We start from the raw sequence: 17,215 nt of genomic DNA on the forward strand, positions 1-17,215 counted from the left end.
TTGGAAATTTGTTGAAAATCTTTCTACACTGTGGTATAATAATTCTATGGAGGTGATCCTATGGAGATAGGACAGATCATAAAAAAAAGGCGGGAAGAACTTGGCATGTCCCAGGAAGAGCTGGCATTAAAGGCAGGCTACAAATCCCGTTCTTCCATTAATAAAATCGAAGTGGATGGCAGAGGACTTCCTCAGTCAAAGATAACAGCGATTGCAAATGCATTGAAAACCACTCCCGCTTTTTTGATGGGCTGGGAGAATGACACGGCTTCTGCATATGATTATGTCAGCAGCTGTTTCGGTACCGATGCAGGGGAGATGCTTGAAAACTTCCAGCAAATGAATGAAAAAGGTCAGAAAGAGGCATTAAAACGTGTTAAAGAAATGGTCCATATTCCTGAGTATATGAAAGATCAGGGCAATGGAAAGGTTTTGAATACCCAGAATAAGTCCTATCTTACTCCGGTGGCGGCTCACGAGAGAACGGATATAGAAGTGACTGAGGATATGAAGCGGCACGATGATGCATTTTTTGATGAATAAAATTAACTCGTTGAGGTGATTTGTTTGAATTATGAAGCATTATTAGAAGAAGCAGAATCCAATGGGATTACAATAAAAGAAAAACCGCTTCTTGCCAATGACGGGCGGATCCGGGGTACCAATATCCTGATTCGCCAGAATATGCCGAACCGCCAGAAAGCCTGCGTTCTGGCAGAAGAGCTGGGCCACTACCACACCACCATCGGTGATATTTTAGACCAATCCGACGTGGGCAACCAAAAGCAGGAACGGACAGCAAGGCTCTGGGCCTATAATAAGATGATTACTGTGGAAAAACTGGTTGCCGCCAAGGAAGCCGGTTGCAGAAATGGTTATGAAATCGCAGAATATTTAGATGTAACCGAAGAATTTTTGCAGGAAGCAATCTCCTGCTATCAGGCAAAGTATGGAAAAGGCTTTCAAAAAGACGATTATATCATCCTTTTTGAACCTTTTAATATTTATAGACTGTTGGACTGAATTTTCTCTGTCCTGTTTGGCTGCTCCTACATATACTATTCAGAGGTGATGTCTTTATGCAATCCTGTGAACTTGTCATGTTCGTTTCCTCTCTGGCCTGCTGCATTGCAAAAGACAGGACCGATGAGGAAATCGCGCTGCTCAGCTGTATCTTTTCCCAGCTGGGTGACACCCTGGGAACCATTTCTGCCCAAGAGGCTTTCTGCTCCAGTCGTTCCGATGAAGATCCGTGCTGCTGCAAAGATGAAACTTAAAAAGCAGCTTCCGTTAAGATACAACCGAAAAACCCCAAAAGTACCATGCATATGACAGATCAGCATGATACTTTTGGGGTTTTATTGCTTTATCCGGTTCCTTAATACTTGTGTGTCAGCAAAAGCTCCACTGCCAGGCGGTCTAAAAGCCTTCCCGTCTTTACCGCTTCTTCTGCATCAACGCATAAATTCACATAAGAAAGAATGGCTTCCTTAGAAAAGGACCTTGCCTGAGGCATGATTTTCCCGGCGGCAAACGGGGGAATCTTAAGCTTTGAAGCAATGCTGCCCTTGTCCAGCCCTTTTCCCATCAGCTCCTTCACCTGCAGCAGCTGATTAAACTGTCTTGCAATCAAAAACAGGATTCTCATGGGCGGTTCTTTTAACGTCAACAGATCCTCATATAAGTCCATGGCTTTCCTGGTCTGCCGGTTGACAATGGCAGTTACCATATCAAAAATCTTATTGGTGACCCTTTCTGTGCAGATTGTCTCCACATCCTCTGCAGTGATAATGTCCCTGCCAAGGGTATAACTGATCAGCTTTTCCAGCTCCATTTTGATATTTTCCATGTCGTCCCCTGTCTTGCTCAAAAAAAGCTCCATGGTATTTCCTGTGATCTTTTTCCCTTCTCTGGACAGAATGGTACCCGCCCATTTTGCAAGCTGTCCCAAATCCTGACGCCCCATCTCACAGACATAACCTACCTCTTTCACCTTTTTAAACATCTTGCTTCGTTTATCCACTTCGGATTCCACGAATATCATACAGGTAGTGTCCGGGATCTGGGATAAATAAGCGGCCAGTTCCTCAGCCGGACTCTTGAAAAATCCGCTGTCTTCTATAAGAATCAACCGCTTTTCCGCAAAGAATGGCATGGTATCGGACAGACTGATTAGTTCCTTTATATCAATTCCCTTTCCTTCAAACTGGTTTAAGTTCACGGTATCGCCACCGGTTATGGCAGCCTTCATTCTATTTTTATAACTGTTTTTAAGAAATACTTCTTCTCCGTATATTAAATACACCGGCTTAAAGCTGTGTTCTTTCATATCCTGAGCTAACGTCTGCATGGTGCCATTCCTCTCTTTTTTCCTTCTTTAATTATACCCATAGAATCCGTCTGCGTCAACGTAACTGGAAAAATGGATTTTCATCCCATCGGTCCATAAACGGATGGCTCCCTCTTCTGCGGTTTTAAACACCTCCACCCCCAGCCCCTTAAAACGTTCCAGTACTTCCTTGTGAGGATGTCCGTATGTATTATTCTCCCCATAGGAAATAACCGCCCAGCGGGGAGAAACGGCTTCAAGAAATGCTTCACTGGAAGAATACTTTGATCCATGGTGAGCGGTCTTTAAAACATTAATTTCAGAAAGTCCTTTCTTTCCCAACCGCTCCAAAAGCCTGGTTTCCTCTTTCTCTCCCATATCCCCGGTAAACAGCATGTGGCAGCTTCCATAATCCATTTTCAGAACCTCCGACTGCGCATTTACAGTTTCAGGAATATCCGATCTCCCAGGATAAAGACAGGTAATTTTTAGTTCTTCCACCGTAAGCTCATCACCGCCCGCCAGATATATCACCTTGGTCCCCCTCTTTCTGGCAAGCTCCTCCAGTTCCTTAATCTTCTCATCGCCTTTTCCCTGACAGGGAAGCATGATATTTTTGATCCTGATATCATCACTGGTTTCCAGCAGAAAGCGGACACCGCTTAAATGATCCAAATCTCCATGACTAATAAATGCATAGTCCACTGCTGAGATCCCCAGGTTTTTCAGACATGGTTCCAGCGTATATTCGCCCAGGGATTTTTTAGAAGTGCTTCCACCATCTACGAGTATGGTTGATTTCCCAGTCCGCAAAAGAATTCCATCTCCCTGCCCCACATCAAGGAACATGGCTTCCAGGCCCTTGACAGGCGAAGGCCGAAAAAACAGGATGCTGAATCCATACAGCACAAATAAAAGCAAAACACGGCAGATATATGGAGAAGACTTTTCCTCCTCTTCCTTATTCTTCCCAAAGGATGCTGCTATTTTTAAAATGAAAAACAGAGCCGCTAAAAAAAATCCATAGGCAGCAAGGCGCCTGGTATCAGGCCGTCCAAAGGTTAAATTGTTATAGGGAAGCTTTGCGATATTTTTACAGGCAAATTCATAGAAAACCAGAATATAATGACCGATCCCCGCCGCCCCGATCCCCAAGAAAGGACAGAGACTTCCGAGAAAAATCACGGCAAGTCCGGAATAAACAACCGCGTCCATAATGGGGATTGCCAGAAAGTTAAGAAAGATTCCATAAAGGGGAAGCTGATAAAAATGATATAACACCACAGGCAAGGTGACCACCTGAATGGCCACCGCGGTTGATACGGCCTTAACAAGGGGCTTTTCTTTCCCTGCCCATTCTGCCATGGCTGGCATCATTCCTCCAATTGCGAAAACGGCTCCAAAGGACAGTTGAACTCCGCCCTGCATCAGAAGCAGCGGAGATTTCAGTGACAGCAGGATCAGGGCCAGAGAAGCTGAGGATAACAGATCATACGTCCTTCCAAGATAAGAAGCCAGAAATGTTATGACCATCATAATCACGGCTCTGGCCACAGACGGGGAATTACCGGTTAATATCCCATAGAGGATCACCAACAGAGAACCTGCCAACCCTGCCCTTCCATAACCAAGGCCCATCTTTCGCAGAATCCGGTAGAAAAACAGCCCGATCACAGACATATGCATACCGCTGATCGCAAGAAGATGGGCAATTCCATTCTTTTGGTAAAGGTCATTGATCTCTTTTGGAATGCCGTCCTTATCTCCAATCACCGCCGCCACAAAAATTCCCCCATCCTTTTCTCCGGTAAGACGGTAAAAAGTTTCTATAATCCACAGCTTTACCTGACGGATGCCTTCCAGGAGAGGGTCCTTTCCGGGGTCTAGAACCACCAGCTCTTTGCCGTAAATCTTTAAATCCAGGCCCATGGCCTTATAAAATTCCCAGGAATCAAATTCCCCCGGATTCCTGGCTCTTGAAAAGGCTTTTCCCTCTCCTCTTATGAGAACGGTCTCTCCGATTCCAAGCCCTTTTAAGCTTACGATGGAACTGTTCTTTTCTTCTTTCTTAAAATCCTTAAAGGTCACCATCAGTCCGGGGATTAAAAAACAATCTGTTTTATCCCGGTCTTTGCCGCTGCGCGGATATACCCGATTGTCTTTTAAAAGGATTTCAAAAGTCCCGTCCTCCTCTTCAATGGAAGTAATTGTTCCTCTGGCTTCCACATAAGTCTCTGTAAGTGCTTCAATGGATTTCTCCCGTTTTTCCCATTTTTTTTGGTCCCCATGTGCCCAGGCAGCTCCCAGGTACAGAAAAAGGAGAGGCAATAAGATCCAACGAAAGTCTCTGCCTCTCCAATAACCATAAAGAATCATCCCGGCACCAAATAATGCCGGAATTAAAAGCCATGATGTCAGAGCCAGCAAAGCGGCAGTCTCTCCAAGTACAAATCCCCCTGCGATCAGACATAATGGGCGTTTTATTGTTCTATTCCTCCTGTTTCACTCAATGCTTCCTCATTTTCCGCATTGTAATCCAGATTTCGTTCAAATACCTGGTTTAAGGAAATGGAATCCCGGAACATATATTCCTGAGAACCATTAACGGTAATCTGCACCTTGTTGATGGAGGTCACCGCAGCCAGGGAATTGACGATGGAATAAATGGGAATATACTCTTTTACTTCCAACGTATTATTTAAAAAGGAAGAATCAAAATTAATATAACAGACACTCTCGTTGACCGATACATTCAAAAGCTTGGTATCCTTTGGAAGGGTGGGATTCATTCCTTCCCGCCCCGGACCTGCAATCAGCTGTTCAATGACCAGCTTTTCCAGGGAAGTATTCACATTATGGACCACTTCTCTTGTCTCTCTTTCCAGCTTTTCCCCGGTCTCATCAGCAAAGTACAGCACCAGCTCCGTCTTTTCATAGGAGTTGACATTGCTGATATTATCAATAAAATCCGAATTTGCCATGGGACCTACGGGACTTCCGGTGCTGTCCATCAGCGGCTGCTCCGCAGTATATACGGTCACATAATCCACCCCATTGATCTGGGTCAGCGTCCTTACCAGCGAAGCCCTGCACAGAATTTCCCTGGTGCTGTTCATCAACGAATAGTTGTTATCAAAATACAGATAGAGGACCTTATCCTCCAGCTTATAGCGTTCAAATCCTACTTTATCCGGCACCGCCGCCTGGCGGTCCAAATCCTTTGGCACCGTCCGCAGCTGTTCGATCAGATGGATGATTTCCCAATCGGTCACTCCAGCTTTATTGCCTTCCGGCTTTTGTGGCATGGTGTATTTTTGTGGTTCCATCCTTGTCATGGCAGAATTCAAATAGTAGATCTGATATACTCTGCCCGCGGACTCTGCCTCCGAATCCCCTTTCCTGTGGCAGCCGGTAAAACAGAAAAGGCAAGCCAGGAGGATCAAAAAAACGCTTCTCCGTTTCATTATACAACTCCTCCTGTTCCTATGAGATATAAGTGAGAGGAATCCTTACGGTAAATGTCGTTCCCTCTCCCTCTTTGCTTTGAAGTTTCAAGGCTCCCTGATGCATGAGAATGATCTTTTTTGTAATAGAAAGGCCAAGCCCTGTACCGCCTGTTTCTCTGGATCTGGCTTTATCGACCCGGTAAAACCGCTCAAAAACATGCTCCTGGAATTCCTCCGGAATACCGATGCCGGAATCCGCCACTTTTACATAGAAAAACTTGTGGTCAGCATCGAGTGTGACCCGGACCCAGCCGCCTTCCACATTATATTTGATCGCATTCTCCACCAGATTGCTGAGGGCCAGGGAAAGCTTCATCTCATCTACGTCCGCAGTCACCTCCCGGATGCTTTCAAAAATCAACTCCACATTGCGCTTTCCTGCAATGGGCCGAAGTCTTTTTAAAATCAGCTCCAGCAGTCCGTTGATGTTTACCTGGGCAATGTTTAAATTCCCTCCGGACGTCTTGTCCATTCGCACCAGAGCCAGAAGGTCGTCAATGATCTTACTCTCCCGCTCGATCTCCACGGAAATATCGCTCATAAACTCCCGGTACAGTTCCACCGGCGCATCCTCCATTCCCATAAGGGAATCGGCCAGCACACGTATGGAGGTAATGGGCGTCTTCAGCTCGTGGGATACATTGGATACAAACTCTTCCCTGGACTGGTCCACTGCTTTTAATTTCTTTAAAGTCAGGTTGATGGATTCCGTTATTTCCATGGTTTCCTTGTATGCATGAGAGCTTATAGTTTCCTCCAAATTCCCTTCTGCCGCACGGTTTAACAGCCGCTGCAGTTCCTTGAATGGCTTCATAATCAGCTTTGCCACCAAAAATACCACAATGGACAGAATGGACAGGATCATAATATTCAAAAGGGAACCCTTTTCCGACACCTCAGAAACCCGGTTAAGAATATCTTCGGTCGATGCCGTAACGATCATCACCCCGTCGATCTCCTTATCCTGGCTGTTGGAATAAATGGGAATGGTCAAAGCGGAATAACGCTTCTCTGAATTATATTTATTGCTGTTCTCTCCGCTGAAACACCGGATCACATCCTCCGAAACATTGATTTTCCCCAATGACAGAGAAAAGGTATCTCCAATGATCCGGAAACTGCGGTTGACCACCACAATCCTGCCGTTGAACATATCCGCTTTTACCGACATCTCGTTATCCAGCAGAGGGTCCTTGGGTTCCATTGTTAAATACCCGATTCTGGTCATCTTATTGCTTAAAATCCAGCACTGGTTCTGGATGTCCTGCATTCTGGATTCAATCAGATTCTGCTTATAAGACCCAAGCATCACCGGATTTTGTATAAACACCGGTATGCTTCCCACCAAAAACAGGACAATGATCAGGGTAACACGCAGGCTTATGGTGTGTTTTATCTTTAATCGCTGAAACGGAAACATATCCGCACACCTCCAACATTATCCCTCATCATAGATCCAGATTTTTAGTACACGCAATGGCAAGCGCTCCCGGACCAATGTGGCAGGATACGCTCAATGACAAATGATCCACATAGATTTCACCGGTCTTAGGAAACAATTCCTCTAGCTCCCGTTTGAATTCCAGGGCCGCCTCTTCATTTTGGGAATGAGCCACCGCAATGCTGGTATGAATCCCTTCCGGATCCCCGAAGCGTTCTTCCATATCCTTTTTGACCGCATTGACCATTAGAGACTTTGCCTGCTTCATGGTTCTTGCTTTTGCAAACGCGTCCAGCTTCTCTCCCTGTATGGTCAGTACCGGCTTGATCCGCAGAAAAGACCCTAAAAGAGCGGCTGCCGGCGTAATTCTTCCACCTTTTTTTAAGTATTCCAGGGTATCCAGCGTGATATAGATGCTGGAATCCAGCTTTGTGTCCTCCAGTTTTTTCCTGATATCGCTGCCTGTCATACCGGCATCAGCCATTTTCTTCGCTTCCAGAACCGATTGCCTTAATGTGACAGAAATACGCTGATTGTTTACAACAAATACCTTTCCCTCATAATCCTCCGCAAGCATAAGTGCGGTCTGACAGGAACTGCTTAAACCGCTGGACATGGGAATGTGAACCACTTCATCATATTCTTCCAGAAGTTTATTCCATAAATCCATAATATCGGCCGGAGACGGCTGGGAGGTGGAGATATCAACTCCGCCTTCCAGCTTTTGAAAAAACTCCTCCTGCGTCAGGCTGATATCTTCATAATATGTTTCATCGTCCATCATAAATGGCATAGGTATTACATAAATTCCAGCTTCCTCTCCCTGTTTTTGGGTAATTCCGCTGTTGCTGTCTGTTAATATCGCTACTTTCATTTCCGTTCTCCTCTATTCCTCAATCTCAGCGCCCTGCTCTGCTTCTCTTACAGAGTTATAAAGCTGATAATACATTCCCCGCTTTGAAAGAAGTTCTTCATGATTTCCTTCTTCCAGAATCCGGCTGTCAGAAAGAACCAGGATTCGGTCCGCATTCTGAATGGTAGTAAGGCGGTGGGCAATGGTAAGCGTGGTGCGTCCCTTTGAAAGCCGTTCCAGAGACTGGGATACCAGATATTCACTCTCATTATCCAAAGCAGAAGTCGCCTCGTCAAGGATCAGCACAGGAGGGTTTTTTAGAAATACCCTGGCAATGCTGATGCGCTGTTTTTGTCCGCCTGACAGCTTCACGCCGCGTTCTCCCACATAAGTATCGTAACCATCCTTCAGTCCCAAAATAAATTCATGGGCACCTGCCAGCTTGGCTGCCTCAATTACCTCCTCTTTGGAAGCTCCCGGACGTCCATATTCAATATTTTCAAAGACGGTACCGGAAAACAGATAAACCTCCTGCTGGACAACGCCGACTGCGCTTCGCAGGCTTTCCAAGGTTACCTGCCTGATGTCCTGTCCGTCAAGAAGGATCTTTCCTTCCGTTGGATCATAAAACCGTGGAATCAAATTGCATAAGGTGGTCTTTCCGCCACCGGAAGGGCCAACAAGCGCCACCTTTTCCCCCGGTTTTATGAAAAGATTGATGTGGCTTAAAACCGGATTATGGTCATCTGGATATTCAAAGGAGACATTGTTAAACGAAATGCTGCCTTTTACATCTTTCAAAGGTGCCGCACCTTCTTCATCAAAAATATCAATATCCGCGTCCATAAGCTCTATAAACCGTTCAATCCCTGTCATACCTCTCTGGAACTGCTCCGCAAATTCAATAATCCTTCGTATCGTCGTAAGAAGAGTCGTGACATAGAGAATATAGGCAACCAGATCACCGGGTTTTATCAGCCCCTTGATCATGAAAATACCGCCGGCAACAATCACCACCACATACATCAGACCGTCAAACATACGGATGGTATTCTGGAATGCCGCCATATATTTGTAAGTTTTCCGTTTGATATTCAGGAATTCCAAATTGTCCTGGCTGAATTTTTCAATCTCGATCTTCTCGTTTGCAAAGGCCCGTACCACCTTGTTTCCTAAAAGACTGTCTTCAATTCTTGCATTCAGTTCTCCGATGTGGTTTCTCTGATGCTTAAAAGCTCTCTTTACCTGGAGGTTAAAATAGATACAGGACACTGCCATAACAGGAATCAAAAGGAAAATGATCAGAGTCAGCGAAAGGCTGATTCTCGACAGAATGATAAAAGATACCACAGTCTTTATGAATGCAATGAAAAATTCCTCTGGACAATGGTGGGAAAATTCCGTCACGTCAAATAAATCGCTGGTGATCCTTGACATGATCTGACCGACCTTGGTGTTATTAAAGTAATTATCCGACAGCTTCTGCAAATGGGAAAATGCATCGTGTCTCATATCCGTCTCAATGGCTGCTCCCATGACATGCCCGGTATAAGCCATATAAAAGCTTGCCAGACCGTCAATGATTCTCAATACAAAATAAAAAAGTCCGATGCTTACAATTGTCTTTACCGACAAAGAAGCCAGATCTCTTAATCCCTGATTTGTGATATAGCGCAAAATAAGGGGCAGCACCATCTCACAAATTGTGGTCAAAGATGCACAGAACAGATCCATGACCATGATTTTGGTGTATTTTTTATAATAAGGCACAAAGCGTTTGATCAAAGTGCCTGTCTTCATCTCATTTTCTTTCATACAATCCTCTACTCTGTAATTTTAATGTTTTTAATAAGGTCCAAAGCCCATTCCCTTTCTCCGGCCTTTCTGCTCATAATATTTATATTCATACGCTGCTCTTTATAAAGCACCTGGGCAGACATTCCATAAATCGTTTCTCCCTCTATCTCCTCCGGTTCATAAAAAGCGGCCCGGACCCTGGTATCCCCCATGTTAAAATCCATAATTTCATCCACTTTTCCCTGTTCAAACCACTGCTTTTTAAACTCCGCCTGCCGCCCTTCAAAAACCGCTGCATAAATATAATAATCGTGCCCTCCATACAAAGCTCCGTCAAAATAGTGGTCCATAATTCCCTGGTCTTCTTCATCGTATAAAAAATTCCCCGGTATCCCAAAGCTCATAATACCGATTTTCCTATAAACCAGATGCTTCCTGCAACCGATAGAATCCTCTTCATGGAATAGAACCGTATCGTCTAAGTCCACGGGAGTATGGTGATGAAGCCTGCAGACTTCCAGATATTCACTTTTGGGAAATGGAATCTTCCGGTCCATAGCAAGGGCTTTTTCAAGCAGGTCAATGATGGTCTCATTGATCTCCCTGTCCTGTGCACTCCGGTCTGAGGGCATAAAATAGCAGTACTGGTTCATCAGCACCATAGCGCTGTTTCTGTAAAACCAGGCGTCCTTTTCCTCTTCATTCCACACGAAAAAGTCTCTGGCAAATGCCACACTCATTCCAGAATTTGCCATACCTTTCAGCTCTTGCAATGAAAATGACCGGATATGGGTGATCAGTTTTCCCTCTTGCCGCTGGGGTATGTAGTAAACAGCAGGCCAGCAGAACATGTATTCCTGGCTTTCGTTCCAGCCGGATACCAGATCCATAAGATCGGAAAACCACTGGTAGAAATATTTCTGCCTCATAGCAAGAAAATCCCGACGGATAAAATACCCCGTCCGGTCCTCCACCTTTAGCTTTAATCGTTCTTTTTGTGCAAGCAGTTCCAGAAAATCAATGACAGCCGCATGAAAACCAGGCCCGGCAATATTTGTCTGGCTCTCTCCCTGCAGCTTTTTTTTATTCCATTTAAACCAGATATAGCCTTCCGGGCAAAGCTGGACCAGCAAAAAACCGTCCATTCGGTAACATTGGTATCCCATTTCCTTCACCAGATTTTTTGTCATGTGCTCTGCATTTTGACAATTCCAGACTATTCCAGAAAATATTTTTTTCTTTGGCTCCAAAGAAAATCTGATTCGAATACTCATCTGAAACCCTTCCTAACCTATCTTTATCTATTCTATCGTATTTCTGTTAGAAATGGAAGCCTAAAACGAATTTGGACAAATATTATTTTCAGATGAGTTTAAAATAAGGGCTTCCCAGCAAAAAAACACCGGAAAGCCCTCATTTTCAACATTTTATTTTACAAGCAATGATTTTCCTGTCATCTCTTTTGGCTGCTGCATTCCCATCAGTTCGATCAGGGTTGGAGCAATATCTGCAAGGCAGCCGCCTTCTCTCAGCTTATAAGAAGGATCGGCATTTACCAGGATAAACGGTACCGGATTTGTTGTATGAGCGGTAAATGGCTGTCCTGTCTCATAATCCACAAGCTGTTCTGCATTTCCATGATCCGCACAGATAAACAGTACACCGTCCGTTTCCTTAATGGCGTCCACAACCTTGCCCACGCAATCATCAATTGTCTCAATGGCCTTAATGGCAGCAGGTTCGATTCCAGTATGACCAACCATATCCGGATTGGCAAAATTGACGATTATCACATCGTACTTATTGGAGCGAATGGCATCTGTCAGCTTCTCACAAACCACAGGTGCATTCATCTCAGGCTGTAAATCATAGGTGGCAACCTTGGGTGAAGGAACTAAAATCCGGTCCTCTCCTTTGTTCGGTTCTTCCACACCGCCGTTAAAGAAGAAGGTCACATGGGCATATTTCTCAGTTTCAGCAATTCTTGCCTGAGTCATATTATGCTGGGCAAGAAATTCACCAAAGGTATTGGAAATGGATTCTTTTTTAAATGCAACGATTTTGTTCTGAATGGTTTCATCGTAATTGGTAAAGCAGACAAAGGTCAACTCCAGGCGTTTTCCTCTCTCAAATCCCTTAAAATCATCATCACAAAACGCCCTTGTCATCTCTCTTGCCCGGTCAGGACGGAAGTTGAAGAAAACTACGGAGTCATGATTATTTACAGTGGCAAGAGGCTTCTGGCCATCCATCACTACAAGCGGCTCTACAAATTCATCGAAAACCTTTGCATCGTAGGAAGCCTGAATTCCTTCCGTTGCTGATTGGGCCTGATTTCCTTCCCCTTTGGAAAGGGCCAGGTATGCACGTTCCACACGATCCCAACGGTTGTCACGGTCCATGGCATAGTAACGTCCTGCTACGGAAGCCACTTTCCCCACTCCAAGTTCTTTCATCTTTGCTTCCAGTGCTTCAACAAAGCCCTTTCCCGAAGCAGGAGGAGTATCACGTCCATCTAAGAAACAGTGCACATACACCTTTTCAAGACCATTTCTCTTTGCCAGCTCAAGCAGACCGTAAATATGGTCGATATGGCTGTGTACGCCTCCGTCTGAAACCAGCCCCATCATATGAAGGGCTGAATTGTTCTTTTTGCAGTTTTCCACTGCCTGTAAAAATTCCGGTATTTCAAAGAAATCACCATCGGCTATGGATTTGGTGATTCTGGTAAGTTCCTGATATACGATGCGGCCTGCGCCCATATTTAAATGTCCTACTTCTGAGTTGCCCATCTGTCCGTCAGGAAGACCTACTGCCAAACCGCTGGCATTTCCTTTTACAAACGGACACTGGCTCATCAGCTGATCCATGATTGGAGTTTTTGCCTCACAGACCGCATTGTGCTCACAGTTATCATTTAATCCATAACCATCTAGTATCATCAATACAACTGGCTTTTTGCTCATAAATCGTTCTCCTTTTCGTGAAAAACTGCCGACCCTGGTCTATGATATATGGAGTCGGCAGATTCTATTTATTTTTTGTAATTAACAATTGCTCCAAAATCCGGCTTTAAGGATGCGCCGCCAACCAGGCCGCCGTCAATGTCAGGCTGTGAAAACAGCTCCGGTGCGCTGCTTGCAGATACAGAGCCGCCATACTGGATGCGGATCGCTGCAGCAGTAGCCTCATCATAGATTTCACCGATGCATACACGGATCGCACTGCAGACTTCCTGAGCCTGTTCGGTTGTTGCTACCTTACCGGTACCTATGGCCCAGATCGGCTCATAAGCGATCACCGCTTCTTTTGCCTGTTCTGCGCTCACATTTAAGAAAGCAATTTTGATCTGCTGACGGATCCAGTCAATTGTGATTCCCTGCTCTCTCTGAGTTAAGGATTCTCCGCAGCAGACGATGGGGGTAATGCCGTATTCAAATGCCTTTAATACCTTTTTGTTCACCGTCTCGTCGGATTCTGCGAAATATTCTCTTCTTTCAGAATGCCCTATAATTACATATTTTACACCGGCATCTTTTAACATAGCCGGAGAAATTTCACCGGTGTAAGCACCCTTGTCTTCAAAGTACATATTTTCTGCTCCGATGTTGATATTAGAGCCTTTTGCCGCCTCCATTGCCGGTATAATATCAATCGCCGGTACACAGAAAACAACATCCACCTCATCATTTGCTACCAAAGGTTTCAATGTATTTACAAGCGCAACCGCCTCGGTTGGCGTCATATTCATTTTCCAGTTTCCTGCTACGATTTTTCTTCTAGACATACAATTACCCTTCCTTTTTTCAACGTTTGACAGGACAAAGCCTCTCACTTTAAAAGCCCGGACGTTCACCGCCCGGGCCGGTATCTGCTATGATCGATTGTCCGCTGCAGCTACGCCTGGCAGTTCTTTTCCTTCCAGGAACTCTAAGGATGCGCCGCCCCCGGTCGAGATATGAGTCATCTTGTCTGCAAATCCAAGTCTCTTAACCGCATTTACGGAATCTCCGCCGCCGATTACGGTAGTCGCATCGGTAAGGTCTGCAACCGCACGACATACCTCCAAAGTTCCTTCTGCAAAGTTGGAGAATTCAAAAACTCCCATCGGTCCGTTCCATACAACGGTCTTCGCTCCCTTTAAAGCCTCTTTGTAAAGGGCAATGGTCTTGGGTCCGATATCAAAGCCTGACCAGCCTGCATCAATGGATTCAACCACGTTTCTCTCGGTGTCGTTTGAGAACTCTTTTCCTTCCACATGATCAACAGGAAGAAGAAGCTTTACGCCTTTTTCTTTTGCTTTCTCGATCATCTCTAAGGAATAGTCCAGTTTATCTTCCTCACATAAAGATTTACCGATTTCCTGGCCCTGTGCCTTTAAGAAGGTATATGCCATACCACCGCCGATGATTAAGGTATCTACCTTATCAAGAAGGTTGTTGATCACGTTGATCTTATCAGAAACCTTTGCTCCGCCCAGGATAGCCACAAAAGGACGAACCGGATTCTCAACAGCCTGGCCTAAGAATTTGATTTCTTTTTCCATCAGATAACCAACTACATTGGTGGAGGTATATTTGGTAACGCCTACGTTGGAGCAGTGTGCTCTGTGAGCAGTACCGAATGCATCGTTTACAAAAATGCCGTCGCTCAATGCAGCCAGCTCTTTTGCATATTCCTCTGCGTTCTCATCTTTGCCGTACTTTGTCTCTTCCACTCTGTAACGGGTGTTCTGAAGAAGCAGGACTTCCCCGTCCTTTAATTCAGAAGCCACTTTCTGGGTCTCAGGCCCTGTCACCTTAGGATCATTGACAAACTTTACGGAGACGCCAAGTCTCTCGCTCAATGCCGGTGCAACTGGTGCTAAGGACATCTCAGGAAGAGGTTCCCCCTTTGGCTTTCCTAAATGGGAACAAAGAATCACCTTTGCACCCTGATCTAATAATTTTTTAATAGTAGGAATGGCTCCGTCGATACGGTTATAGTTCTGGATCACTCCATCCTTTAACGGTACGTTGAAATCACATCTTACTAATACTTTTTTTCCCTGCAGTCCTGTCAAATCATCAATCGTTTTCTTGTTAAGCATGTTTTCGTATGCTCCTTTCCAATATGGTGTATACAATATAATTATGAAATAATAAAAGGGCCCGGTCCTTTACGACCGGACCCTTCGTGGATCATTAGCCTAATTCAGCAAAGTACTTAATTGTACGAACCATCTGGCTTGTATAAGAATTCTCATTATCATACCAGGAAACAACCTGTACCTGATATAAATCATCACCAATCTTGGAAACCAAAGTCTGAGTAGCATCAAACAGGGAACCAAACTTCATGCCGACAATATCAGAAGATACGATCTCATCAGTATTGTAGCCGAAGGATTCACTTGATGCTGCCTTCATTGCTGCGTTGATGCCTTCTTTTGTTACATCAGTACCCTTAACAACTGCTGTTAAGATGGTAGTAGAACCTGTAGGAACCGGAACACGCTGTGCGGAGCCGATCAGCTTGCCGTTTAATTCCGGAATAACCAAACCGATTGCTTTTGCAGCACCAGTAGAGTTAGGAACGATATTAGCAGCGCCTGCTCTTGCTCTTCTTAAATCGCCTTTTCTGTGAGGTCCGTCAAGGATCATCTGATCTCCGGTGTAAGCATGAATTGTGCTCATGATACCGGACTGGATTGGTGCGTAATCGTTAAGAGCTTTAGCCATAGGTGCTAAACAGTTTGTTGTACAGGAAGCTGCAGAAATGATCTTGTCATCTGCTGTCAATACATTCTCGTTTACGCTGTAAACGATGGTTGGCAGATCGTTGCCTGCCGGAGCAGAGATAACAACTTTCTTAGCGCCTGCATTGATATGAGCCTGAGATTTCTCCTTGGAGCAGTAGAAACCGGTACACTCTAAAACTACATCAACACCAACTTTACCCCAAGGAAGATTTGCAGCATCTTTCTCGGCATAAATTTTAATATTTTTTCCATCAACAGTAATAGAATCTTCAGAAGCTTCCACTGTATGAGCTTTCTCGCCGTAGTATCCAGCGTATCCGCCCTGTGCTGTATCATATTTTAATAAATGTGCTAACATCTTTGGATCTGTTAAATCGTTAATCGCTACTACTTCATAGCCTTCTGCACCAAACATCTGTCTGAAAGCAAGACGGCCAATACGTCCGAAACCATTAATTGCAACTTTTACTGCCATAATTCAATTCCTCCTAAGAATAAAATTAATGTGATTGTTAAATAATAATCAACTACTTTGTATTTTACCTAATAACCCAATAAATAGCAAGTCCTTTTTTTATTTTATCTTATCCTAGTATAGAGCTTCCCTTTCTATTTATACATCGTTTTGGAAAATTTCAAAGAATTCTCCCGATTCTCTCCGTTGCTTTTCTTCCTTAATTTGATTATAATTGATTTAAATTGAAAGGAGGCCCACATGCTGCCAGATTATCATTTTCACACAATCTTTTCCGGAGACTCCGAAACACCGGTGCGGGCACAGTTGGACCGCGCTGCCGCACTTGGAATGAAATCCCTTTGCGTCACAGACCACCATGACTATGATGTGGATTCTGCAATTGATTTTACCCTTGATATAAACAGATATTTTGAAACCATGATCCGGCTCAAGGAAGAATATAAAAACCAGCTCGACCTTCGCATAGGGATCGAACTGGGCCTTCAGACTCACCTGAAAAAGTATTTTAAAGAACTGCTTTCCTCTTATCCCTTTGATTATGTCATCGGCTCCACCCATTTCATTGGCAGGAAGGACCCGGCATATCCGGTTTTTTTTGAAGGAAAGAAGGAGGAGGAAGCATATCTTCAGTATTTCCAGGTCACACTGGATAACGTAAAGCAGCTAGACACCTATGACACTGCCGGCCACCTGGATTACATCATCCGTTACGGTCCAAATAAAGCAGAACACTACCGCTACGATTCCTACCGTGATATTTTTGATGAAATCCTGAAAGCTGTCATTGCACACGGCAAAGGAATCGAATGCAATACGGCCGGTTTCCGAAAAGGGATTCATCAGCCAAATCCGGGAAGGGAAATCATAAAACGTTACCGGGAGCTGGGCGGGGAGATCATAACCATTGGTTCCGATGCCCATATTCCGGAGGATCTGGGGGCTGATTTTCAAACTGCCAGGGAGATCTTAATCTCCTGCGGATTTTCCTATTATACGGAATTTAAACAACGGAAACCGGAATTCAGACCTTTATAAGAATATACGGAAATGCATACACAGAAAATGTACTAG

Annotated in this window: 15 protein-coding genes; 4 read left to right on the top strand and 11 right to left on the bottom strand. The window is 44.6% G+C overall.

What is annotated here, in order from left to right:
• Nucleotides 1-60: 60 nt before the first annotated feature.
• From VIG27_RS13405 to VIG27_RS13415, 3 genes are read left to right on the top strand one after another with little or no spacing between them, the layout of a single operon-like run.
• Nucleotides 61-543: a helix-turn-helix domain-containing protein gene (locus tag VIG27_RS13405; protein ID WP_394523021.1), complete on the top strand. Its 483-nt coding sequence runs from the start codon at nucleotides 61-63 to the stop codon at nucleotides 541-543.
• 24 nt (nucleotides 544-567) lie between these two features.
• Complete coding sequence (locus tag VIG27_RS13410) at nucleotides 568-1,023, top strand: ImmA/IrrE family metallo-endopeptidase (RefSeq protein ID WP_394523022.1); 456 nt, start codon at nucleotides 568-570, stop codon at nucleotides 1,021-1,023.
• Nucleotides 1,024-1,079: 56 nt separating this feature from the next.
• A complete protein-coding gene (locus VIG27_RS13415) occupies nucleotides 1,080-1,277 on the top strand; it encodes a DUF6774 domain-containing protein (RefSeq protein ID WP_394523023.1) in 198 nt (65 codons plus the stop codon).
• A gap of 101 nt (nucleotides 1,278-1,378) precedes the next feature.
• On the opposite strand, the gene holA is transcribed toward VIG27_RS13415, so the two are convergent.
• The 11 genes from holA to gap all read right to left on the bottom strand — a co-directional run bounded on the left by holA (nucleotide 1,379) and on the right by gap (nucleotide 16,141).
• On the bottom strand, nucleotides 1,379-2,350 hold the full coding sequence (gene holA / locus VIG27_RS13420; protein WP_394523025.1) for a DNA polymerase III subunit delta: 972 nt from the start codon (nucleotides 2,348-2,350) through the stop codon (nucleotides 1,379-1,381).
• A 27-nt stretch (nucleotides 2,351-2,377) separates the two neighbouring features.
• Nucleotides 2,378-4,756, bottom strand: coding sequence for a DNA internalization-related competence protein ComEC/Rec2 (locus VIG27_RS13425; protein WP_394523026.1), 2,379 nt, complete (start codon nucleotides 4,754-4,756; stop codon nucleotides 2,378-2,380).
• A gap of 53 nt (nucleotides 4,757-4,809) precedes the next feature.
• Nucleotides 4,810-5,793 carry a GerMN domain-containing protein gene (locus VIG27_RS13430; RefSeq protein ID WP_394523028.1) on the bottom strand — a complete coding sequence of 328 codons (984 nt, stop codon included), beginning with the start codon at nucleotides 5,791-5,793 and terminating at the stop codon, nucleotides 4,810-4,812.
• Nucleotides 5,794-5,812: 19 nt separating this feature from the next.
• Nucleotides 5,813-7,255 carry a sensor histidine kinase gene (locus VIG27_RS13435; RefSeq protein ID WP_394523030.1) on the bottom strand — a complete coding sequence of 481 codons (1,443 nt, stop codon included), beginning with the start codon at nucleotides 7,253-7,255 and terminating at the stop codon, nucleotides 5,813-5,815.
• A 28-nt stretch (nucleotides 7,256-7,283) separates the two neighbouring features.
• On the bottom strand, nucleotides 7,284-8,150 hold the full coding sequence (locus VIG27_RS13440) for a DegV family protein (protein WP_394523032.1): 867 nt from the start codon (nucleotides 8,148-8,150) through the stop codon (nucleotides 7,284-7,286).
• A gap of 12 nt (nucleotides 8,151-8,162) precedes the next feature.
• On the bottom strand, nucleotides 8,163-9,944 hold the full coding sequence (locus tag VIG27_RS13445; RefSeq protein ID WP_394523033.1) for an ABC transporter ATP-binding protein: 1,782 nt from the start codon (nucleotides 9,942-9,944) through the stop codon (nucleotides 8,163-8,165).
• A gap of 8 nt (nucleotides 9,945-9,952) precedes the next feature.
• Complete coding sequence (locus tag VIG27_RS13450) at nucleotides 9,953-11,200, bottom strand: hypothetical protein (RefSeq protein WP_394523035.1); 1,248 nt, start codon at nucleotides 11,198-11,200, stop codon at nucleotides 9,953-9,955.
• A gap of 153 nt (nucleotides 11,201-11,353) precedes the next feature.
• On the bottom strand, nucleotides 11,354-12,892 hold the full coding sequence (gpmI, locus tag VIG27_RS13455) for a 2,3-bisphosphoglycerate-independent phosphoglycerate mutase (protein WP_394523036.1): 1,539 nt from the start codon (nucleotides 12,890-12,892) through the stop codon (nucleotides 11,354-11,356).
• Nucleotides 12,893-12,960: 68 nt separating this feature from the next.
• Entirely contained in the window at nucleotides 12,961-13,713 is a 753-nt protein-coding gene (gene tpiA / locus VIG27_RS13460) for a triose-phosphate isomerase (RefSeq protein ID WP_394523037.1), read from the bottom strand.
• Nucleotides 13,714-13,800: 87 nt separating this feature from the next.
• Nucleotides 13,801-15,015, bottom strand: a complete 1,215-nt coding sequence (locus VIG27_RS13465; protein WP_394523039.1) for a phosphoglycerate kinase — start codon at nucleotides 15,013-15,015, stop codon at nucleotides 13,801-13,803.
• 94 nt (nucleotides 15,016-15,109) lie between these two features.
• Nucleotides 15,110-16,141 carry a type I glyceraldehyde-3-phosphate dehydrogenase gene (gene gap / locus VIG27_RS13470; protein WP_394523040.1) on the bottom strand — a complete coding sequence of 344 codons (1,032 nt, stop codon included), beginning with the start codon at nucleotides 16,139-16,141 and terminating at the stop codon, nucleotides 15,110-15,112.
• Between the two features lie 240 nt (nucleotides 16,142-16,381).
• On the opposite strand from gap, the gene VIG27_RS13475 reads away from it, so the two are divergent.
• Entirely contained in the window at nucleotides 16,382-17,179 is a 798-nt protein-coding gene (locus tag VIG27_RS13475; protein ID WP_394523041.1) for a histidinol-phosphatase HisJ family protein, read from the top strand.
• Nucleotides 17,180-17,215 lie beyond the last annotated feature (36 nt).

The sequence above is a fragment of the Lacrimispora sinapis genome, assembly GCF_043633585.1.
Lineage (GTDB): Bacteria > Bacillota > Clostridia > Lachnospirales > Lachnospiraceae > Lacrimispora > Lacrimispora sinapis.